At 61.5% G+C, this 20,374-nt stretch carries 16 protein-coding genes and 1 pseudogene; 4 read left to right on the top strand and 13 right to left on the bottom strand.

Annotated elements, in window-relative coordinates; translation table 11 throughout:
• Nucleotides 1-157: 157 nt before the first annotated feature.
• From gltX to WB650_RS17605, 8 genes and pseudogenes are all read right to left on the bottom strand, one after another.
• The gene (gene gltX, locus WB650_RS17640; RefSeq protein WP_423961395.1) at nt 158-1,606 is read right to left on the bottom strand and encodes a glutamate--tRNA ligase; all 1,449 of its coding nucleotides are present in this window, start codon (nt 1,604-1,606) and stop codon (nt 158-160) included.
• A pseudogene (guaA, locus tag WB650_RS17635) lies at nt 1,603-3,146 on the bottom strand (glutamine-hydrolyzing GMP synthase). Before guaA ends, gltX begins: the two are co-directional and overlap by 4 nt.
• A gap of 705 nt (nt 3,147-3,851) precedes the next feature.
• Complete coding sequence (der, locus tag WB650_RS17630) at nt 3,852-5,303, bottom strand: ribosome biogenesis GTPase Der (RefSeq protein ID WP_422304179.1); 1,452 nt, start codon at nt 5,301-5,303, stop codon at nt 3,852-3,854.
• Nucleotides 5,300-6,187 (bottom strand): GTPase Era, encoded by an 888-nt coding sequence (era, locus tag WB650_RS17625; RefSeq protein ID WP_422304181.1) that lies wholly within the window; start codon nt 6,185-6,187, stop codon nt 5,300-5,302. The genes der and era overlap by 4 nt, the downstream gene beginning before the upstream one ends.
• Nucleotides 6,180-6,896 (bottom strand): ribonuclease III, encoded by a 717-nt coding sequence (rnc, locus tag WB650_RS17620; protein ID WP_423961393.1) that lies wholly within the window; start codon nt 6,894-6,896, stop codon nt 6,180-6,182. The genes era and rnc overlap by 8 nt, the downstream gene beginning before the upstream one ends.
• Nucleotides 6,868-8,199: a tRNA (N(6)-L-threonylcarbamoyladenosine(37)-C(2))-methylthiotransferase MtaB gene (gene mtaB / locus WB650_RS17615; protein ID WP_423961392.1), complete on the bottom strand. Its 1,332-nt coding sequence runs from the start codon at nt 8,197-8,199 to the stop codon at nt 6,868-6,870. The genes rnc and mtaB overlap by 29 nt, the downstream gene beginning before the upstream one ends.
• 2 nt (nt 8,200-8,201) lie before the next feature.
• Nucleotides 8,202-9,308 (bottom strand): tRNA 2-thiouridine(34) synthase MnmA, encoded by a 1,107-nt coding sequence (mnmA, locus tag WB650_RS17610; protein WP_422300862.1) that lies wholly within the window; start codon nt 9,306-9,308, stop codon nt 8,202-8,204.
• The gene (locus WB650_RS17605) at nt 9,305-10,468 is read right to left on the bottom strand and encodes a cysteine desulfurase family protein (protein WP_422300863.1); all 1,164 of its coding nucleotides are present in this window, start codon (nt 10,466-10,468) and stop codon (nt 9,305-9,307) included. The genes mnmA and WB650_RS17605 overlap by 4 nt, the downstream gene beginning before the upstream one ends.
• Nucleotides 10,469-10,544: 76 nt before the next feature.
• On the opposite strand from WB650_RS17605, the gene WB650_RS17600 reads away from it, so the two are divergent.
• Both WB650_RS17600 and WB650_RS17595 read left to right on the top strand, forming a co-directional pair.
• The gene (locus tag WB650_RS17600) at nt 10,545-11,741 is read left to right on the top strand and encodes an NAD(P)/FAD-dependent oxidoreductase (RefSeq protein WP_422300864.1); all 1,197 of its coding nucleotides are present in this window, start codon (nt 10,545-10,547) and stop codon (nt 11,739-11,741) included.
• 86 nt (nt 11,742-11,827) lie between these two features.
• Nucleotides 11,828-12,850, top strand: a complete 1,023-nt coding sequence (locus WB650_RS17595; RefSeq protein WP_423961391.1) for a DUF4331 family protein — start codon at nt 11,828-11,830, stop codon at nt 12,848-12,850.
• A 40-nt stretch (nt 12,851-12,890) separates the two neighbouring features.
• Here the strand turns inward: WB650_RS17595 and cysE are convergent, their stop codons facing one another.
• From cysE to WB650_RS17580, 3 genes are read right to left on the bottom strand one after another with little or no spacing between them, the layout of a single operon-like run.
• A complete protein-coding gene (cysE, locus tag WB650_RS17590) occupies nt 12,891-13,607 on the bottom strand; it encodes a serine O-acetyltransferase (protein WP_422300866.1) in 717 nt (238 codons plus the stop codon).
• A 30-nt stretch (nt 13,608-13,637) separates the two neighbouring features.
• On the bottom strand, nt 13,638-15,317 hold the full coding sequence (cimA, locus tag WB650_RS17585) for a citramalate synthase (protein ID WP_423961390.1): 1,680 nt from the start codon (nt 15,315-15,317) through the stop codon (nt 13,638-13,640).
• A gap of 5 nt (nt 15,318-15,322) precedes the next feature.
• Entirely contained in the window at nt 15,323-16,570 is a 1,248-nt protein-coding gene (locus WB650_RS17580) for an aspartate kinase (protein WP_423961389.1), read from the bottom strand.
• Between the two features lie 145 nt (nt 16,571-16,715).
• On the opposite strand from WB650_RS17580, the gene WB650_RS17575 reads away from it, so the two are divergent.
• Nucleotides 16,716-17,057 (top strand): cupin domain-containing protein, encoded by a 342-nt coding sequence (locus WB650_RS17575; protein WP_423961388.1) that lies wholly within the window; start codon nt 16,716-16,718, stop codon nt 17,055-17,057.
• Between the two features lie 280 nt (nt 17,058-17,337).
• Here the strand turns inward: WB650_RS17575 and tsaE are convergent, their stop codons facing one another.
• Together tsaE and WB650_RS17565 are read right to left on the bottom strand one after the other, a co-directional pair.
• Complete coding sequence (tsaE, locus tag WB650_RS17570; protein WP_423961387.1) at nt 17,338-17,841, bottom strand: tRNA (adenosine(37)-N6)-threonylcarbamoyltransferase complex ATPase subunit type 1 TsaE; 504 nt, start codon at nt 17,839-17,841, stop codon at nt 17,338-17,340.
• A 30-nt stretch (nt 17,842-17,871) separates the two neighbouring features.
• Nucleotides 17,872-19,452 carry an NAD(P)H-hydrate dehydratase gene (locus WB650_RS17565; protein WP_422301835.1) on the bottom strand — a complete coding sequence of 527 codons (1,581 nt, stop codon included), beginning with the start codon at nt 19,450-19,452 and terminating at the stop codon, nt 17,872-17,874.
• Between the two features lie 164 nt (nt 19,453-19,616).
• On the opposite strand from WB650_RS17565, the gene WB650_RS17560 reads away from it, so the two are divergent.
• Nucleotides 19,617-20,372 carry a pyridoxine 5'-phosphate synthase gene (locus WB650_RS17560; RefSeq protein WP_422301837.1) on the top strand — a complete coding sequence of 252 codons (756 nt, stop codon included), beginning with the start codon at nt 19,617-19,619 and terminating at the stop codon, nt 20,370-20,372.
• Nucleotides 20,373-20,374 lie beyond the last annotated feature (2 nt).

Raw genomic sequence — 20,374 nt, 5'->3', positions numbered from 1 at the left:
AACCGTGCTGATGCATCTGAAGCTGCTGCCGCTGACGAAGACCTCGTATGTGTTCACCTTTCACAAGGACGGAATCTTCAACTTCTACTGCGCGGTGCATCAGCCGGAAATGAACGGGCAAATCCTGGTGCTGCCGCCAACGAACTCGAAGTGATCCTCAGGCTGGATGCTCGATTCGAGCGACGGCGGCGTTCATGCGATCGACGGTGCGGCGTTTGCCGATCACCGCGATCACCTCGTAAATCCCCGGACTGACGGTGCCGCCGGTAAGGGCGACGCGGACCGGCTGCGCGAGTTGTCCGAGTTTGAGATTGAAGCGCGCCAGGACGGACTCGAATACGGCTTGCACCTCCGCTTCGTTGAACTCGCCCGCGCATTCCGCGAGTTCAGCCGCGAGCGCACGCAATGGTTCCGCGATTTCGGGCTTCAGGAATTTCGCCGCCGCCTTCGCATCGAGCTCGATGTCGTCGTTTAGATAGAACGATGCGAAGTCCACCAGCTCGACCAGCGTTTTGGCGCGCTCGTGCAGCGTCGCGACGGCCCTTTCGAGCCAGGCGTCGTCGCCCGGAATCGTCCATCCACGGCTGGCGATGAATGGCTTGACCTCGGCGACCAGTTGCGGAAGCGGCCGCGCCTTCAGGTAGTGAAAATTAAGCCAGAGCAATTTCTCGGCGTTGAAAACTCCGGCGGAGGTGCCGCACGCCTCGAAACCGAAAAACTCGATCAGCTCGTCCTTCGAGAAGATTTCCTGATCGCCATGCGACCATCCCAGCCGCGCGAGGTAGTTCAGCAGCGCCTCCGGAAAATAACCGGCCTCGCGATAGGCGACGACCGAGGTCGCGCCGTGACGCTTCGACAGCTTCGAGCCGTCGGGGCCCATCACCTGCGGCAGATGCGCGAAGGCCGGCGGCGTGAAGCCGAGCGCGTACGCCATCTGCATCTGGCGCGGCGTATTCGAGACGTGGTCGTCGCCGCGAACGATGTGCGTCACGTGCATGTCAACGTCGTCGAGGATGCTGGCGAAGTTGTAGATCGGCGAGCCGTCCGAACGCACGATGATAAAGTCGTCGAGCTCGCTGTTCTGAAAGACGATGCGGCCCTTCACCAGATCGTCGAGGACCGTTTCGCCGTCGAGCGGCATCGCGAATCGGATCGTATAGTTGCGGCCGGCGGATTTATCCGGCAGCGCGAGGTCCGGGGGCAAGTCGAGGCCGCGGCATTTGCGATCGTACACCGGCCGGCGATGCTCGCGTTCGGCCTGCTTGCGCTTGGCGTCGAGTTCTTCGGCCGAGCAGTAGCATGGATACGCCTTGCGCTCGCGCAAAAGTTTCAGCGCCGCCTCGCGATGCCGCGCGACTCGATTAGTCTGAAAGTAGGTCTCGTCGGGCGGGCCTTCGTCCCATTCCATCCCGAGCCATTTCAAGTCCGCAAGCTGCTCCTCGAGCGACTCCTTCGACGAGCGCTCGAGATCGGTGTCGTCGATGCGCAAAATAAATGTGCCGTGGTTGTGCCGCGCGTAAAGATACGCGAACAGCCCCGAGCGGACGTTGCCGATGTGCAGCGAGCCGGTCGGACTCGGCGCGAAACGCGTGCGAACCGTCATCACTCCCACTCGATCGTCGCCGGCGGCTTCGACGTGATGTCGTAAACGACGCGGTTGACGCCCTTGACCTCGTTGGTAATCCGGCTCGACACGCGCGCGAGAAAGGCCGGATCGAGCCGCGCCCAATCCGCCGTCATCCCGTCCATCGACTCGACTGCGCGAATCGCGATGACGCTTTCGTAGCTGCGGCCGTCGCCCATCACGCCGACTGTCTTGAGTGGCAGCAGGACCGCGAACGCCTGCCAGAGTTTGAGACCGAAGCCGGCGGCTGCGGTTTCTTCCATCACGATTGCGTCGGCGCGCCGGAGCAGTCGAGCCGATCGCGCGTGACCTCGCCGACGATTCTCACCGCCAGGCCGGGGCCTGGGAACGGCTCGCGATCAACGATCTCTGGTGCGAGCCCGAGCTGGCGCCCTGCTTCGCGGACCTCATCCTTGAACAGTTCGCGCAGCGGCTCGACGAGTTCCAGGCGCATCCGCTCCGGCAATCCGCCGACATTGTGATGACTCTTGATCACCGCCGACGGCCCTTTGAATGAGATCGACTCGATCACGTCGGGATACAGCGTGCCCTGGCCGAGAAACTTCGCGCCCTTGACGACCTCTTCGGACTCAAACACGTCGATGAACGTGTGCCCGATGATGCGACGCTTTTGCTCGGGGTCAATCACGCCCGCCAGCCGCGAAATGAAAAGCTCGGACGCATCGGTCACCTTTAGATCGATGCCCAACTGGCCCGCGAACGTATTCTCCATCCGCTCGCGCTCGCCCGCGCGCAGCAGACCGGTATCGACGAACACACAATGGAGCCGCGAGCCGATCGCGCGATGGATCAACGCGGCCGCCACGGAAGAATCGACGCCACCCGAAAGTCCCATCAGGACTTTGTCAGTCGGACCAACCTGCTTGCGAATCTCGGCGAGTTTGGTCTCGACAAAATTCGCCATCGTCCAATCGCCGCGCTCGCCGCAAATCTTCAGCACGAAGTTGCGAAGCACCTGGGTGCCGCACGGCGTGTGTACGACTTCCGGATGAAACTGGATTCCGCGCACGCGCCCGTCGCGCGACTTGAACGCCGCGTAGGGCGAATTGTCGCTATGCGCGATCGCACACAGCGCACCCGGAATCGCCTCGACGCGATCGCCGTGACTCATCCACACGCGATGCTCGCGCCCGTTGAGCCCCTCGAACAGGACGTCGTCGCCGTCGATCACTAGCGTCGCCGGCCCGTACTCGCGTTGTCGCGAGCCCACACTGCAAGCGCCCATGTGCTGCGCGATCACATACAGCCCGTAGCAGATTCCGAGCACCGGGCAGCCGAGGTTCAACACCTCGTCGGCGATATCGGGCGCGTTCTCTTCGTAGAGACTGGCTGGTCCACCCGACAGAATTATTCCACGCGGATTCAGCGCACGGATTTTTTCGGGCGCGAAATTGAACGGATGGATTTCGCAATACACGTTGGCCTCGCGCACCCGCCGCGCGATTAGCTGCGTGTACTGGCTGCCGAAATCTAAAATCAGAATCACTGTATATTGAAATATACCGGACGCTGCCCGGAGTAAGAAACGCGGTCGCGCTCAACGTTCCACAAGCGTTTATCGTACGCGGGTAGGGTCCTGAGTTGAGCGCTTCCAAGCCTACTGACTTTTCTTGCCACAGGTATTGATGGGCGAAGCGAATGTCTTTGCGATCTCTCGGTCGAGCACGTACTCCTGAGCGTCCTTCCTCCACACGTACACCTGTCGTACCTCCGTTGAGGGACAGCACACAGCGTCGCAGTGCTCCCACCTTGAGAACTTCAGGACCACCTTATCTGTGGAAGCTTCCTCGGCCGCTACGCCGCGATTGAATGTCTCATTCAAGAGCGCGGTAACCTTTCCGGCCTGACAACCGAGTACAAGCACATCCCCCTGTTCGCCTTGACCAGTCATATGCTCCGTATTGACCACAATGAGACGACGATCCTCCGATAGATTGCGGTCTTCGGAGATAGCCACTTTCCAATCACACGGGTTTGAATACTCTCCACCTTCCGAGTAGCAACCCAGACCGTGCGAGAAAGCCATCTCGTTTGGTAAAGGAGTAGCGAAAGTACTTATGAGACGAGCGGCCTTAGCCTTTCGCAAGTTCCGGCACGGGAGATCTTTTGCCCAAGCCGAGACCGTGCGCGATCCGAAAAGAATCGCAACTGAGATCGTGAACGCGAGGCGTCTTCGTTCACGCATTGAGTTCGCAATACACGTTGGCTACGCGCGGGCTGGTTTGCTTCGCGGGGCGGGGCGGTTGCGGGGCTTGCCGCGCGTTGGCCGCGGCGGAGCGCCTTGCACCCATGAACGGCCGGTGCGTCGAAAGTCCAGTCGAAGCGGCGTGCCGACCAATCCCAGCGCTTTTCGAAATCGAGTTTCGATGAAGCGCACATAGTGCGCCGGAATGCCGCGTTCGACGTTGGTGAAGAACGTCAAGCGCGGCGGCGCGCTGCCGACCTGCGTCACGTACATCAGGTTCAAGCGCCGACGATCGACCTGCGGCGGATCCATCGCGGCGGTCGCCTCCGCCAGCGTTCGATTGAGCCGCGACGTTTGAAACACTGCGCGCCACGAATCTCCCGCTTGCGTCGCCGCCGGAATGATTCCATCGACGCCGTCCCCCGTGACTGCCGAGGTGAACACCATCGATGCATATTCGAGAAACGGATAGCGCTCGTGCGCATCGCGGATGAAGGTCGCAACCTTGCCGCCATTCTTCGCCGCGACGTCCCACTTGTTGCACACGATCACCATCGCGCGATCGCTGGTGTCCACCAGCCGCGCCAGCCGCGCGTCCTGGTCGGTGATTCCCTCGCTCGCGTCGATCACCAGCAACACCACGTTGGCGCGACGAATCGTTTCGATCGCTCTCCCGACAGAATGCTGCTCGAGCTCGCCTTCGACCTTCGGCGGCCGGCGGATTCCTGCCGTGTCGATCAACAGCACGTCGCGGCCGTGCGAAGTCAGCCGCACGTCCACCGGATCGCGTGTCGTACCGGGAGTGTCATCGACGATAGCGCGCTCGAATCCCGACAGCCGATTGAGCAGCGAAGACTTGCCGACATTGGGACGGCCGATCAGCGCGAGCCTCAAATCGGGAGATGCGGCGGCGGCGCCTTCGCGCTCCGGCAGCCGCGCGACGACTTGATCAAGTAACTCGTCGACACCGCGCCCGTGCGCCGCCGAGATGAAAAACAGCTCGTCACCGCCGAGCGCGTAGAACTCAGACGCCTCAGACTCCTGCCCCGGCCGGTCGATCTTGTTGACCGCCATGATTAGCGGGCATCCGGTTTCGCGCACCAGCGCAAGCGCTTCGGAGTCAGCTTCGCTCAGCCCGCCCCTGCCGTCGAGCATGAACACCACCACGTCCGCGACGCCGACCGCGGCGAGCGCCTCGGTGACGATTCGATCTGTCATCCGTTCATGCCCGCCAAGCTCGAGGCCGCCGCTATCGACCACCACGAATTCGCGATCGCCGTATTTCGCGCGCGCGAAATTCAGATCTCGCGTGGTGCCGGGAATCGAGCTGGTAATCGCGCGCCCGCCCTTCGCGATTCGATTGAACAGGGTCGACTTGCCCGCGTTCGCGCGTCCAACCAGCACAACGGCCGGCAGACCCTCGGCGGCAATTCGCCTCGCCTCGGCTCCCGATGGTTTGCGCGGTTTCGTCACAGTCCAAACTCCGCGAGCTTGCGTGGATCGCGAGTCCAGTCACGCTCAACTCTGACAACAATCTCCAAAAACACGCGTGCGGCGAGGATTTCCTCGAGCTCGATTCGCGCCGCCGTGCCGATCTCCTTGAGCGTGGCGCCGCCGGCGCCAATCAGCATGCCCTTGTGCGATTCGCGATCGACCACCACCGTCGCGCCGATCCTTTTTAGCTTGCGTTCCTCGTCGTCTTCGAACTTCTCGACCTTGACCGCAGTCGAGAATGGAATCTCCTGGCGCATTTTCAAAAATATTTTCTCACGCACGATTTCTTCCGCGATCATCCGCTCGGTCTGATCGGTGTATTCATCCGGCGACATCAGGTCCGGGCTCTCAGGAAGCAACCGTTTGAGCACGAGCAGCAACTCTTCGACATTTTCGCCGGTGCGCGCGCTGACCGGAACGATCTCGGCGCCGGGAAAACCGCGGTTGATTTCTTCGATCAGAGGCAGCAGTTGCGCGCGCGGAATGCGGTCGACCTTGTTGATCGCAACCACCGTCGGACGGCCGAGCGCACGAATATCGATCAGCACTGCGCGATCTCCCGGGTTCAGATGATCGCCGGCTTCCACCATGGCCAGAATGACTTCGCCCTCCGCAATTGCGCGGCGCGCGGTCTGCACCATCCGCTGGTTGAGTTGCTTCTTCGCCTCGTGCAGTCCGGGAGTGTCGATCAGCAGGATTTGCGCGTCGGCGTCGCTGCGGATCCCGAGAATTCGCCGGCGCGTGGTCTGCGGACGCGGCGTCACGATGGCGACCTTGTGCCCCACCAGGCGATTCACCAGCGTCGATTTGCCGACGTTAGAGCGCCCCGCGACCGCGACGAAACCCGCGCGATGCTCACCCATCGCGCTCACCCCGCTCTTCTTCTATCCGATCGAGCGCCAGGCGCGCGGCGGCCTGCTCGCTCTGCTTCTTGCTGCCGCCTTCGGCCACGCCGAGTTCGCGCCCCGCGATTCGTATTCGAGTCGTGAAGCGTTTGGCGTGATCGGGTCCTTCCGCAGCGACCAGCTCGTACACCGGCTGCGTGCGAAAATGCCGATACGCGATTTCCTGCAATTCGGTCTTGTAGTCGCGCTCCGCGGACGGCCCGCCGATATCATTTTCAAACAGATGCTCGACCACCTGCTGTGCAGGCGCGAGACCGCCGTCGGTGTAGATCGCGCCGATCACCGCTTCGAACACGGCGGCCAGGATCGAGGTCTTCTCGCGTCCGCCGCTTTTTTCTTCGCCTTTGCCCAGCCGCATCATATCGTTCAGTTCAATCGCTTGTGCTTTCAGAGCCAACGTGCGCGCGTTTACGATCGACGCGCGCTGTTTGGACAGCGGGCCTTCCTTCGCCGTCGGAAACTTGCGCATCAACAGATCCGCGATCGCCAGATCGAGCACCGCGTCGCCAAGAAATTCCAGCCGCTCGTAATGGACGTCACTGCCGACCGCCGCGCTCGGATGCGTCAACGCGGTCTCCAGCAGTTCCTCGCGTTCGAACGTATAACCGAGTATCCGCTCGAGTTTGGTGCCGGAACTTTCAGGAGGTCCTGCCGCAGGCAGTTCCATCTGCCCGCGGCCGAACAATCTCCCCAACCAGTTGGATGCCTTCAACGGTTGACGCCTCCACCTCGACTTCGCGGTTTGTCAGTTCGTCGGGGCCCCGCGCCGATACCCGCACGTAGTTGCGGCTGTACCCACGCAGCTTGCCATCCGGTCCACGCTCTTCAAGTAATACCTTAAGTTTTGTTCCGACAAAGCGGCCGACGAATTCCACGCGCTTGCGATCGCCCAGTTCGCGCATCATCGCCGCGCGTCGCTTTATCTCCGGCGGCTTCACCCGCCCGGAAAACTTGGCCGCCGTGGTTCCCGCCCGCACCGAATATGGAAATACGTGAAAGTATGCAAGTGGCATCGATTCGACGAAGTTAAAGTACGACTCGAAGTGCGCTCCTGTCTCGCCCGGAAACCCAACGATCAGATCGGTGCCGATTGCGGCGTTGGGCCAGGCATGCAGAACACGCTCGACGCGGTCGCGAAAATAACCGCGCTCATAACGCCGTCGCATCCGCGATAAAGTTTCGTCGTCACCGGACTGCAATGGCAGATGCAGATGCGGGCAGAATTTTGCGCTGCCCGATATTATCTCGACGATCCGATCGCTCAACTCTTCGGGATCGAGCGAGCTTATCCGCACGCGCTCGATTGGGCATCGCTCGGCGATCATCTCGAGCAGGTCGGCCAGCTCGACGGGAGGATCGAGGTCCTTGCCGTAACCGCCAAGATGCACTCCGGTAAGGACGACTTCCTTGAAGCCACGTGCGTGAAGATCGTCGAGCGCCGCCATCACGCGACGCGGCTCGACGCTCCGCGAAGTGCCTCGCGAGAAAGGCACAATACAAAAACTGCAGAATTGATCGCAGCCCTCCTGCAACTTCAGGAACGCGCGCGTATGACCGTCGAGCGTGACTGCGGCCAGCTCGATCGGCGCCTTCTCCTTGCGCAGATTCGTTACCATCACACGCTCGCCGGCTCCTGAAGCGGCTGCGCGCTCGAGGTCGTCGAGCCTGCCAAGGCCGATCACGGCGTCGACCTCCGACGCTTTCGCCAGCACGTCGGGACTCGCCTGCGCGAGGCATCCGGTCATCACGATGCGCGCATTCGGATTCAGCCGGCGCGCTCGACGCGCGATCCGCAGGCTTTCGGAGTCGGCGCGATCGGTGATGGTGCAGGTGTTGACTATATAGACGTCGGCCTTTTCGGTGAATTCGGCGCGAACCATGCCTCGACCGCGCAAACGCGACTCGATAATCGCCGAATCGTATTGATTGACCTTGCATCCGAGCGTGGCGATTGCGAAACGAGTTGCCACCGTCAGCTTGCCGCCTTCTCGGTGACTGCCCGATCGATAAAACCGCCGCCGAGCACTTCATCGCCGCGGTAGAAAACGCACGCCTGTCCCGGCGTCACCGCAGGGCCACTTGACGCGAAGCGAATCTCCGCACGGCGGTTGGAATCAACGCGCATGATCGCGGGGATCGCGCGATGCCGATAGCGAATCTTTACCTCGACGCTCACTTCACCGCCGGACGCGATTGATTCGTCGACCAGACTGACTCGATTCGCGATGAGGCCCGACGAATCGAGTTCGTCGCGGCGCCCGGCCACTACCTCGCCCGACTCGGCGCGAATCTCGCGAACGTACAGCCGCTCGCTGCTGGCGATACCCAGACCACGGCGCTGTCCGACGGTGAATCGATGGACTCCGGCGTGATGCGAGAGATGCTTCCCGTCGGTATCAACAATTGAGCCCGGACGAAGTTGCGCGGGGGCGCTCAGGCGCTCGACGAAGCGGGCGTAGTCGCCGTCGGGAACGAAGCAGATTTCCTGGCTCTCGGGCTTGTCCGCGGTCGCGAGTCCCAAAGCGCGTGCGCGTGCGCGAACCTCGGTCTTGGTCATCGCACCGAGCGGGAAAATCGTACGCGACAGTTCGTCTTGCCCCAGCGTGAAAAGAAAGTACGACTGATCCTTGGTATCGTCGACGGCGCGCAGCAGGTGAAACTTGCTGTCCGCGCCTTGCTCGATTCGCGCGTAATGCCCGGTCGCCACATAGTCGGCATTCAGTGCGAGAGCGCGGCTCCACAGGCGATCGAACTTGATCTCGCGATTACACATGACGCACGGATTCGGTGTGCGCCCGCCGAGATATTCAGAGACGAAGTTGTCGACCACGCGTGCGGCAAAGTCGGCGCGCAAATCGATCACGTAGAACGGAAAATCCATCCGCTCTGCAACCCGGCGCGCATCTTCGAAGTCGTCATGCGAGCAGCAGGTGCCGCGCCGCTTCGCGATTGGCGCGGACGACTCCGGCGCAAGACGCATCGCGACGCCGACGACATCGTAATCCTGCTCACGCAGAAGCGCCGCCGCGACGGAGCTGTCCACACCGCCGGACATCGCAACCAGCACTCGCGGCTTCATCGCGCGCTCACCTCCGACAGAGGCTCAGCGGACGCGACGCGCCGCCAGACCGAGGGGATGATCTCCGCGACTGCGGCGATCTCCTCTGCGGTGTTGCTCCAGCCGAGGCTGATTCGGAGCGAGCTGCGCGCGTCTGCCACGCTGCGGCCCATCGCGCGCAGGACATGCGACGGCTCGACGGCGCCGGCCGCGCAGGCCGAGCCCATCGAAAGTTCAACTCCTTCGAGATCGAGCGCGATCAGCATGCTCTCGCCCAGCACGCCTGGAAACGTAAGGTTGATCGTATTTGGCAATCTGCCGACCAGCGGGCCGTTCAAGCGAAGGCCAGGAATCGCATCCCGCAGTCTTGCCAATAGCGACGCAGTGAGCGATGTGATTCGATCGGACTCCGTGCTCATCGCATTCATCGCAACTTCGGCCGCGGCGCCGAAGGCCACTGCGCCGAGCAGATTGGGCGTGCCAGCGCGCATGCCGTTCTCATGCGGCCCGCCAAACACGGTCGGAGCAAACTTCGCGTAGTCGCGAATGTAGAGCGCGCCGATGCCCGCAGGCGCGCCGAGCTTGTGGCCGCTAAGCGTCATCAGATTGCATCCGAGCGCGTTCACGTGGACCGCAATACGGCCAACTGCCTGTGCCGCATCGACATGAAGTAATGCGCCTATGTCTCTGCACGCAGATGCGAGCGACGCGAGATCCTGAATTGTTCCGACCTCGGAGTTCGCAAGTCCAAGCGTGACAAGCGCGGTCTCGGCGTCAAGCGCGGCTAGCACGCGCTCTCGATCGATTCGTCCATCAGAGTCGGAGGCGACTCGCACTACGTCAAAGCCGCGCCGCTCGAGTTCCGCCAGCGGAGCCAGGATCGACGAGTGTTCGATCTCGGAAGAAATAATTTTGCGCCTTCGCGACGCCGCAGCGATTGCACCGAAGACAGCAAGGTTGTTCGATTCGGTACCGCCGCTGGTGAAGACGAGCTGCCGCGGTTCCGCCCCGACTACCGCGGCGACTTGCGCGCGCGCAGCCTCCAGCGACCGGCGCGAGCGTTGCCCAGAACGATGGACCGACGATGGGTTCCCTCGCCCATCGGCCAGCAGGCGCGAAATCGCGGCGGCAGCTTCGGCGCGAAGGGGGGCGCCCGCGTTATGATCGAGATATATCGGCATAGAAGCTTTGTTCGCCAAGAGTGCGGCGAATAGCTTATCGTACACCGATCGACGGCAAAAGACGGGGCTTCGTCGCGTGGCGCAGTCGTCATCGAACGGAAACATAATCATAGTTGGCGCGGGCGTAGTGGGATGCTCGATCGCGTTCCATCTCGCGCGGGCAGGTGCGCGCGTCCGCGTGTTCGACAAGGGCGGGATTTGCGGCGGAATGTCGGCGCGGTCGGGTGCGCTGGTCAGGATGCATTACACGTTCGCGCCCGAAGCCGAGCTGGCGTGGAAGAGTCATCGCTACTTCCAGCACTGGCGCGAGATCGTCGGCGGGCGATGCGGATTCGTCGAGACTGGCTTTGCGGTCGTGGTCGATGAGCGCAACGCGCCGCGACTGCGTGCCAATGCCGCGATGCTCCAGCGCGTCGGCGTCGATACCGAAGTTGTGACCGCGGCTGAGTTAAAGAAACTCGAGCCTCACGCGTTCGTCGACGATGTCGCCCTCGCCGCATTCGAGCCACATAGCGGATACGCGGATCCCGTCGCGACTACAGAGTCGCTGGCTGCCGCGGCGAAGCGTCAGGGCGCGGAATTCTCGACGAACACAGCTATCGCGCGAATCATGCATCGAGGCGGTCGAGCGACGGGAGTCGTAGACGGCGCCGGGCACGTTCACGAGGCGGACGCGGTATGCGTCGTTGCGGGACCCTGGACCGACGCACTGCTCGCGCCGATGGGCGTGAAGATCGGCATCAAGAGCGAGCGCGCGCAGATCGCGTTCTTCAAACGAGCGCCTGAACTCAAGCATTGCATCTATATAGATACCATTGCGGGCAGCTACTTTCGGCCGCATGGCGGCGATCTGACGTTGGCCGGGCTGGGCGGATGGAAGGCCGAGGCGGAGGCGAATCCCGACGATTTTCGCGAGAGCAACGATGACGACTTCGTCGCGGCGGTGCGTGAGCGGCTCGCGAAGAGGATTCCCGCGATGGCCTATGCGCCCTACTCTCGCGGCCACGCCGGAATCTACGATGTCAGCCCGGACGCGCGCGCTGTGATGGGCGCGGTGCCGGGACTCGAGTGCTTGTTCGTCGCGGCCGGCTTCAGCGGAACAGGATTCAAGACCGCGCCGGTGGTGGGAGCGTCGATGGCGGAGCTGATTCTCACCGGCACCAGCGCGACGGTTGATCTGACGCCTTTTAGCTTCGAGCGAATCCTGAGCGGGCGGATGATCGAAAGCCCGAACGAATACGAGATGGGCGCGGGCTTCGGACACAAGCTCTGACGCGCAAAAGTGGCGACATAAAATTGCACCCTTGTTACTATTCTTCCAAACAAATTTCAGCTCTCGACCTGAGAAGGAGAGAAATCATGTCGAACCATTTTACCGGACTTAGTCTCGGCCCGCCGCTCGGAGATCAACGACTCGATTTGTGCGACCTCTATGCGTTTCAGTCGCCAAAGGATTCGTCGCGGACGGTGATCATTCTCAATGCGAATCCGAACGCCGACGCGCTGCATCCGGACGCCATCTACCGCCTCAACATCGACAGCGACGGTGATTTGCTGACGGACATCGCGATCAGCTACGTCTTTTCGAAACCGCAAAACGGCAAGCAGACCTTCAACGTGTTTTTAGCGAAAGGAGCAGATTCCCGCTCTGCCGAAGCTGTCGGCAAGAAGATTGTCAGCGACGCCGAGGTCTCCTTCGGGCCCAACCCCAACATCATCAAAGCGGGCGAGTACACATTCTTCGCTGGCAGCCGCAGCGACGCGTTCTTTTTCGACTTCGACGGAATCAAGGCGCTGTTTGACATCAGGGGCAAACGGAACTTCACCGAACCGCATCTCAGTCAGCTCGGCGGCAAATCGCCCTGGACGGGAGTGGATTCCAATACGCAAGCCAACGTGTTCTCGACGGCGGTCGAAGTCCCGACGAGCGAACTGGGGCCCAAGCCCGTCATACGCATCTGGGGGCGATGCAGCGTGCGGAAGGACGGCAAGCTCGAGCATGTCGATCGCGCGGGCCATCCGAGCGTCAGCAGCTTCTTCAATACCGACGACACGAAGGTCGAGTACAACGCCAGCGAGCCGGTGAACGATCGCAAGCGCTGGATCGATCAATTCGTGCATCTGATGGGCCACACGGGGAATTACACGCGCGAAGAAGCGATTGCGGCGATCGACAAGGAGGGCACACTGCCCGACGTGATGACTCTCGACCCGTCGAAGCCCGCGAAATATCCGAACGGCCGCGTTTTCACTGACGACGTGATCGATTACCGCCTCGCCTTTCTGACCAAGGGCGAATGTCCTCCCAGCGGCCTCAAACCGCATAGCGACACGCTCAAGGAGTTCCCGTATATCGGCACGCCGCATCTGAAGAAGAGCTAGTGGCGTGAAGGTTCTGCGCTGACAAGGGCTGGTCGTATCGCTAGCCCTTGTTGGCAATGCGATCGGGAGTCGGCGGATGATGCTCGCTGACTTTGTCCTCGAGGCAATCCTGGCGCTCCTCGATCTCTTCCATCCGAACGCCCATTCGGTTGAGCTTCTCGATCAGATTTCCCATCGCGCGCGCGACCGGGTCGGGCAGCTTGGCGTGATCGAGTTCCATCACGTCGTGGCGAGCGTTGTCGCCCTCGATCACCTTGCCGGGGATTCCCACGACTGTCGACCACGGCGGACAGGAGGAGACAATCACTGCTCCCGCGCCGATACGGCTGCCTTCGCCGATCCGCACCGGCCCGATCACCGACGCGCCAGCGCTGACCATCACGTGATCCTCGAGAGTCGGATGCCGCTTTTCTTTCTTGAGGCTGGTGCCGCCGAGCGTGACGCCCTGGTAGAGGAGAACGTCGTCGCCGATTTCCGTGGTCTCGCCCATCACGATGCCCATCCCGTGGTCGATGAACAGGCGACGGCCGATTTTAGCGCCGGGATGGATTTCGATTCCGGTAATGAACCGTGCAAACTCACTCACGAGGCGGCCGAGCAGCTTACAGTTGTGCTCCCAGAGCCAATGTGCGACGCGATAGGCCCAGATCGCGTGCAGACCGGGATAGAGGAGCACTACTTCAAGGCTGGTGCGCGCCGCAGGATCGCGGTCGAAGATCGACTGGATGTCTTCCCTCATTCGGCTCAGAACACCCATGGCACGTACCTCTTGTTGATGCGCCGCGCGTCAGGCTTTCGAGTGCGCGGCGTGACTATTCTCGGCAGTTTTGACTGACCGCGGACGCGATCCGTTCTGTTTTCCAGCGGACGCCTTCGCGCGCGGCTTCACATTATCCTTGTGCAGTTTGTATTCGACCGAGTCAACCAGCGCCTGCCAGCTCGCCTCGACGACGTTGCTCGACAGTCCGACGGTGCCCCATCGGCGCTTGCCGTCGGTAGATTCGATCAGGACGCGGACGCGCGCCTCGGTGCCGGCGCCGTTGTCGAGCACGCGAACTTTGTAATCGACCAGCTGCATCGTCTCCAGATTCGGATAGTACGGCACCAGCGCGGAACGCAGCGCTGAATCGAGCGCGTTGACGGGGCCGTTGCCAATCGCGGAGTTGCGGGTGCGCACGCCGTCAGGACCTTCGAGCACGACGACGGCTTCGCTGAACGGCGCGCGATCCTCATGCCACTTGTCGTCGAACACGCGGAAGCTGACGAAGTTGAAATGTTCCTTCGCGAGCCCGAGCGTGCGGAGCATCAGCAGCTCGAAAGAAGCGTCAGCACCGTCGAAGGTGTAACCCGCGCCTTCGAGTCGTTTGAGCTCGTCGAGCAGAACGCCGATCTTGTCGTCGCTGGCAGTACCGATATCGAGGCCGAATTCCTTGGCCTTGTAGACGATGTTTGCGCGGCCGGAGAGCTCTGAGAGCAGCACGCGGCGATCGTTGCCGAGCAGCGCAGGATCGATGTGCTCGTAGGTCGCGGTGTTGCGCTGGATTCCAGAGACGTGCAGGCCGCCCTTGTGCGCGAACGCGCTGCGGCCGACGTACGGCTGGCGCGCGAACGGCGTGATGTTGGCGAGCTCGTACACGAGCGTCGAGACCTCGCGCATGGTCTTGAGCTTCGCCGGCGGCACGCAATGGTATCCGAGCTTGAGCTGCAAATTGGCGACAATCGAAACCAGGTTCGCGTTGCCGCATCGCTCGCCGAAACCGTTGACGGTGCCCTGCACCTGCGTCGCGCCGGCATGCACGCCCGCGAGAGTGTTGGCGACCGCGACTTCAGAGTCGTTGTGGCAATGGATTCCGATTGGGCAATCGACCGCAGCGCGCGCCGCCGTGACGGCGGCTTCGATTTCATGCGGGAGCCGTCCGCCGTTGGTATCGCACAGAGCGATCAGGGTAACGCCCGCATCATCGACCGCCTTGAGGCAAGCGATTGCGTACTCGGGATTGTGAAAATAGCCGTCGAAGAAATGTTCGGCGTCGAAAATCGCCTCGTCGAAGTTCTTTTTCAGAAACGCGATCGTGTCGTTGAGAATTTCGAGATTCTCATTCAGGGGAATTCTGAGGGCCTCGCGCACGTGCATGTCCCAGGTCTTGCCGACAACAGTCGCGACTTGAGTGCCGGTGCGCAGCAGCAGTTGCAGATTGCGATCGGCCGACGCGCGGACACCAGAGCGGCGCGTCGATCCAAAGGCCGCGATCTTGGCGTGCCGAATCTTGATCTTCTTGATCTCTTTGAAGAACGCGGCGTCGCGATCGTTCGAGCCGGGCCATCCACCTTCGATGTAATCGAAACCGAGATCATCGAGCCGTTCGGCAATCGTGACCTTGTCCTCGACTGTCAGCGAAACGTCTTCGGACTGGCACCCGTCGCGCAACGTGGTGTCGTAAACCTGGATATGTTTTGCATCCGCCATCGGACTCAAACTGACTCCCGCGGCGAGCCATTCGGGCCGCTATCGCCGTTGATAAACGCGTCGTGCAGTGCACGCATCGCGAGCTCGCCGTATTTCGAATTGACCACGACCGACACTTTAATTTCCGAGGTCGAGATCATCTCGATATTAATTCGCTCCGCCGCCAGCACTTTGAACATCGTGGACGCGACGCCCGAATGCGTGCGCATGCCGACGCCGACCACCGAGACCTTGGCGACCTGATCGTTGTGCCGCACGCCCGCCGCGCCGATTTCGTTGGCCGTGCGCGTGACGATTTCGAGCGCGCGGTTGAGATCCTCGCGTCCAATCGTGAACGTCATGTCGGTGCGGCCGTCGGCGCTGGCATTCTGGATAATCATATCGACGATGATTCCAGCGTCCGCGATCGGGCTGAAAATCTTCGCCGCGAGGCCGGGGCGATCCTCGACGCCGGCGACTGTTATCTTGCTTTGATTCTGATCGAGCGTTACGCCCGAGACGAGCACGTCCTCCATCAATTGATCCTCTTGTCCGACCCACGTCCCCTCGGCTTCACCGAAGCTGGAGCGGACGACGAGCGGCACGTTGTAACGGCGGGCGAGTTCAACCGAACGGGTCTGCAGGACTTTGGCGCCAAGGCCAGCCATCTCGAGCATCTCGTCGTAGGAGATGCGCCCGAGTTTCCTGGCCTTCGGGCATACGTTGGGATCGGCGGTATAGACGCCGTCCACGTCGGTGTAGATTTCACACGCGTTGGCTTTGAGAGCCGCTGCGAGCGCGACCGCAGTCAGATCCGACGCGCCGCGGCCGAGCGTCGTGATATCGCCGTCGATATTGACGCCCTGGTATCCCGCAACGACGACAATCTTGCCGTCGTCGAGCGAGCGCATCACGCGATCGCATTGCACGGATTTGATTCGCGCGCGGCCGTGATTCGAATCGGTCGTGAGATTCATTTGAAACGCGAGAAAAGAAACCGTCGGATGCCCCATCGCGTGGAGCCGGATCGCGAGCAGCGCAGCCGAGACCTGCTCTCCCGTCGCGACCAGCACGTCAGTCTCGCGAGCGCTTGGCGCTTCGCTCAGTTCGGATGCGAGCTTGAACAGCCGGTTGGTTTCACCAGCCATCGCGGACACCACCACGACGATCCGATCGCCGGCCTCGCGCGCTCTGACCACGCGATCGGCGACGGCCTTGATACGCTCGATCGAACCGACCGACGTTCCACCGTATTTTTGAACGACTAATCCCACCGAAATGACCCTATAAGCTCTGAAAAAAGGGGTAATCGGGTATTATGATTGGAAAATCGACCGCAAACCAGACCCCTATCGCACCGTAACTTCAGCTTCGGCAAGCGGTTAATATGAGTATCGCACGCAACCGGGAGATAAGCAGATGCCATTCATCGACACCAATGAATTGACGACGATCGAACGGCTGCCCGGCTGGAAAGGAAAATATTTCGATTCGGAAAGCATGACGTTCGGGCACTACGTATTCGAGGCGGGGTCATCGATCCTCGAGCACTCGCATGCGAACGAGGAAGTGTGGAACGTGATTGAAGGGCAGCTCGAAGTGAGGATCGATGGCAAGACGCAAGTGGCCGGGCCGGGATGCGTCGCGATCGTGCCACCGGACACGCTCCATTTTGTGAGAGCGGTCACGGATGGGCGCGCGATTGTCGTGGATTATCCACTTCGCGAAATGAGTGGCAGCAAGCCCGTGGGATCAGCTTAGACTTTTGGATTCTCCTTTTCGGGGAAAAGCGATCTAACGATTCGACTCAACGACCAGAGCGCGATGGATCCAAAATAGGCGCCGTAAATCCAATAGAGCGCCCACCGATGCCCAGTTCGAATAGCGAAGTTCGCTGCGATCCACACTATCCATGAGCCAGCGATCAAGATCACCACAACCCACTTTGTAAAGACCAAGCGGTTGCTCAGTTCCATGGTGAATCCCTCCCCTTGAGGACTGCCAATAAATCCGGACGCGCGGCATCACTCAGTACACGCCCTCAGGCGAAGCTGCGTTTTAGCTTTGAGATGATTTGTGCGTGGCGCGAATCCAGCGCGCTGAATTCGATGCGGCGCAGGTTGGCGCCGGCGTAGCTTATCCGGACGGACAGGAATTCCATGTCGGCGCTGCCGCGCAGGCGCTCGAACCATTCGACGGCTGCGACGCCTTCGGAGAACAGATATTCGCGAAGGCCGAGGTCGTCGAGGGTCGCCTCTTCGAGGCGGTAGAGATCGATATGATAAAGCGGGAAGCGGCCGTGATGCTCCTGGATCATCGTGAAGGTCGGGCTCAGGATGTCCTCCTCGCGGAGACTCAGTCCGCTCGCGAGGCCCTTGATAAAGACGGTCTTGCCCGCGCCGAGATCGCCGATGAGGCCCAGCAGTTCACCGCCCTTCAGAAGCGACGCGAGCCGCCGTCCCCACAACTTGGTCTCGTGCGGCGAGCGGGTCTCGATAACCATCGTGACGACAGTCGCATCGGAATCTGCAGCAGCATTAGGCATCGCGATTACTCAGTTACTATAATAGCTCAACTACTTCGATAGTGCTTCCAGAGCGGCGGGCAGCTCGTCGATGAGGTCGCCGGCGATATAGCCGATGCGCCCGATGCGCTGCGCGACTCGATCCGCAGCGTAGCCGTGGAGGAAAACGCCGAGCGCGAGCGCGTCGAGCGGGCGCATGTGCTGTCCGAGCATCGCGCCGACAATTCCCGACAGCGCGTCACCCATCCCCGGCGTAGACATGCCGGGATTGCCGGTCGAGTTCACATAGACATCGCCGTCGGGAGACGCGATTACAGAGCGCGAGCCCTTTATCAGCACAGTCGATCCGGTTCGTTCCGCCAGATTGCGCGCGGCTGAGATGCGATCGTCGTTGATGGCCGTCGTCTTCACACCGAGCAGCCGCGACGCCTCTCCAGGATGAGGGGTTAGCACAACGGGACCGCGCGCACGCTTCAAAGCTTCGCAGCCGATGGCGGCGAGCGCGTTCAGCCCGTCGGCATCGATCAGCATCGCGCGGTCTCGCTCGGACGCGTCCGAAATCAGCCATTCGATGAGGCGCTTGGTATCATCGGTTAGGCCGATTCCCGGTCCCACGATCAACACGTTCTTGCCTTCGAGCAGCATCTTCAGAGCGTCGGGTGCGTGAGCGCCGTCAAAGTGGCCGTCGCGATCCGCGATCGGCTCGGTCATCAGCTCGGCCTGCCCGGCAGCGACGATCGGCTGGACCGATTCCGGCACTGCGGCCGTCACCAGGCCGGCGCCCGCCCTCAGTGCGGCGCGCGACGCGAGCAGCACGGCGCCGGACTTGCCGCGGCTGCCGGCTATAACGAGTGGATGTCCATACATTCCCTTGTGCGAATTCTCCGGCCGTGGATGAAGCAGATGCTGCAAGTCAGCGCGTTCGAGGAACCTTCCGCGCGGCGCTATCTCCTCGATTGCGCGCGGCGCAAATCCGATATCGACGATTCGCAGCTCGCCGGTTTGCCCCGCGCCCGGATAAGAAACGTGGCCGAACTTTGCGAACCCGAACGTCACCGTCAGCGAAGCTCGAATCGCGACGCCCATGATCGCGCCGGTATCGGAATTCACACCTGACGCGATGTCGACGGCGACGGTCGGCACTGCGAATGAATTGACGATCTCGATTGCGCGCCGCGGCCGGTCTTTAACCTCCGCGTTGAGTCCGGTGCCGAAGATCGCATCGATGACTGCGGTGGGACGTTTTACGAGCGCGGCTTCGAGGTTGGATTCTTCGGACGCCTCGATCACGTTGCCGCCGCTTGCGCGGAACTCCGCATGCGCCCGCGCTGCGTCGCCTTTCAGGTCGGTGGCGCGGCCGAGCAGGACAGCTCGCACCGCGAAGCCGTCCTGGATTAGCCGTCGTCCTGCGACGAATCCGTCGCCGCCGTTGTTTCCCTTGCCCACAACGACCAGCACGTCGGGGGTGGCGTCGGAAAATCGCTCGACGAGGGCGTCACCAACCGCCTCTCCCGCACGCGTCATCAGCGAGTACGACGGAATCTGGTACTTCTCCTGGCTGATGCGATCGAGTTCGCGACTTTCGGCGGCGTTGAGAAGAATCATGGTATAGCCCTCAAAAAATATTACCATGCGCAGTACCTGCGAGTGTCCAAGCGTTGCGAGAAGCAAAATCTTGAATCGCGCGCGAACCGATCGCGCGCTTAACAAGGTCCCTCACCTTGAATGCTCTCCCCGTGGGAGACGGGGAAGATGCCGCTGAATGCCAAGTTGCGGTCTGGTAACGTTGGGGCGGAATGGTTCGGCTCAGCGTTAACGTCAATAAAATTGCGACGCTCAGGAATGCGCGCGGGGGGAACATTCCCGACGTGGTCGAAGCGGTGCGCAAATGTATCGCGGCCGGATGTCATGGGATAACGGTGCATCCGCGGCCCGACGCGCGGCATATCACGTTTCAGGACGTGTTCGATCTCGCGGCGATGATTACGGTCGAGTTCAATATCGAAGGTTATCCCGGGGCGGAGTTTATCGATCTCGTCCTGCGCGTGCGGCCAACTCAGGTGACGCTGGTGCCCGATCCGCCGGGAGTGCTGACGTCGAATGCGGGATGGAACCTGACCAGCGGCGATGCCGATTGGCTCGGCGATCTGCTCGCGCGGTTCAAGCGGGGCGGCATCCGCACGAGTCTGTTTCTCAATGCTGATAACGAACAGATCGAGCGAGCGCGAAAACTCGGCGCCGATCGAATCGAGCTATACACCGGGCCGTATGCGCATGCGTTCGGCACTCCTGAGGGCGAGCAGATTCTCGAGGCGCATCGCGAGGCCGCGCGCCTCGCGCGGAAAATCGGGCTCGGCGTGAATGCCGGGCACGATCTCGATCTTAAAAATATTCCCGCATACGTGAAAGCGGTCAAAGGCTTGCAGGAAGTCTCAATCGGCCATGCGCTGATCTCGGACGCGCTCTATATGGGACTGACACGCACGGTGAAGGCATACCTTAAAGCGCTGGGATCGAAACCGCTGAACGTCAAGGGCGCGAAGCGAAAATGACG

Source organism: Binatus sp. (SeqCode) (genome assembly GCF_049584895.1).
Taxonomy (GTDB): domain Bacteria; phylum Desulfobacterota; class Binatia; order Binatales; family Binataceae; genus Binatus.
This window is presented reverse-complemented; position numbering and strand designations above follow the sequence as displayed.

Excerpts from the sequence above, each read along its gene's own strand:
- era (WP_422304181.1), bottom strand. The coding sequence starts at position 6,187 with ATGGGTGAGCATCGCGCGGGTTTCGTCGCGGTCGCGGGGCGCTCTAAC.
- rnc (WP_423961393.1), bottom strand. The coding sequence starts at position 6,896 with ATGGAACTGCCTGCGGCAGGACCTCCTGAAAGTTCCGGCACCAAACTC.
- mnmA (WP_422300862.1), bottom strand. The coding sequence starts at position 9,308 with ATGAAGCCGCGAGTGCTGGTTGCGATGTCCGGCGGTGTGGACAGCTCC.
- WB650_RS17605 (WP_422300863.1), bottom strand. The coding sequence starts at position 10,468 with ATGCCGATATATCTCGATCATAACGCGGGCGCCCCCCTTCGCGCCGAA.
- WB650_RS17595 (WP_423961391.1), top strand. The coding sequence starts at position 11,828 with ATGTCGAACCATTTTACCGGACTTAGTCTCGGCCCGCCGCTCGGAGAT.
- cysE (WP_422300866.1), bottom strand. The coding sequence starts at position 13,607 with ATGGGTGTTCTGAGCCGAATGAGGGAAGACATCCAGTCGATCTTCGAC.
- cimA (WP_423961390.1), bottom strand. The coding sequence starts at position 15,317 with ATGGCGGATGCAAAACATATCCAGGTTTACGACACCACGTTGCGCGAC.
- WB650_RS17575 (WP_423961388.1), top strand. The coding sequence starts at position 16,716 with ATGCCATTCATCGACACCAATGAATTGACGACGATCGAACGGCTGCCC.
- tsaE (WP_423961387.1), bottom strand. The coding sequence starts at position 17,841 with ATGCCTAATGCTGCTGCAGATTCCGATGCGACTGTCGTCACGATGGTT.
- WB650_RS17565 (WP_422301835.1), bottom strand. The coding sequence starts at position 19,452 with ATGGTAATATTTTTTGAGGGCTATACCATGATTCTTCTCAACGCCGCC.
- WB650_RS17560 (WP_422301837.1), top strand. The coding sequence starts at position 19,617 with ATGGTTCGGCTCAGCGTTAACGTCAATAAAATTGCGACGCTCAGGAAT.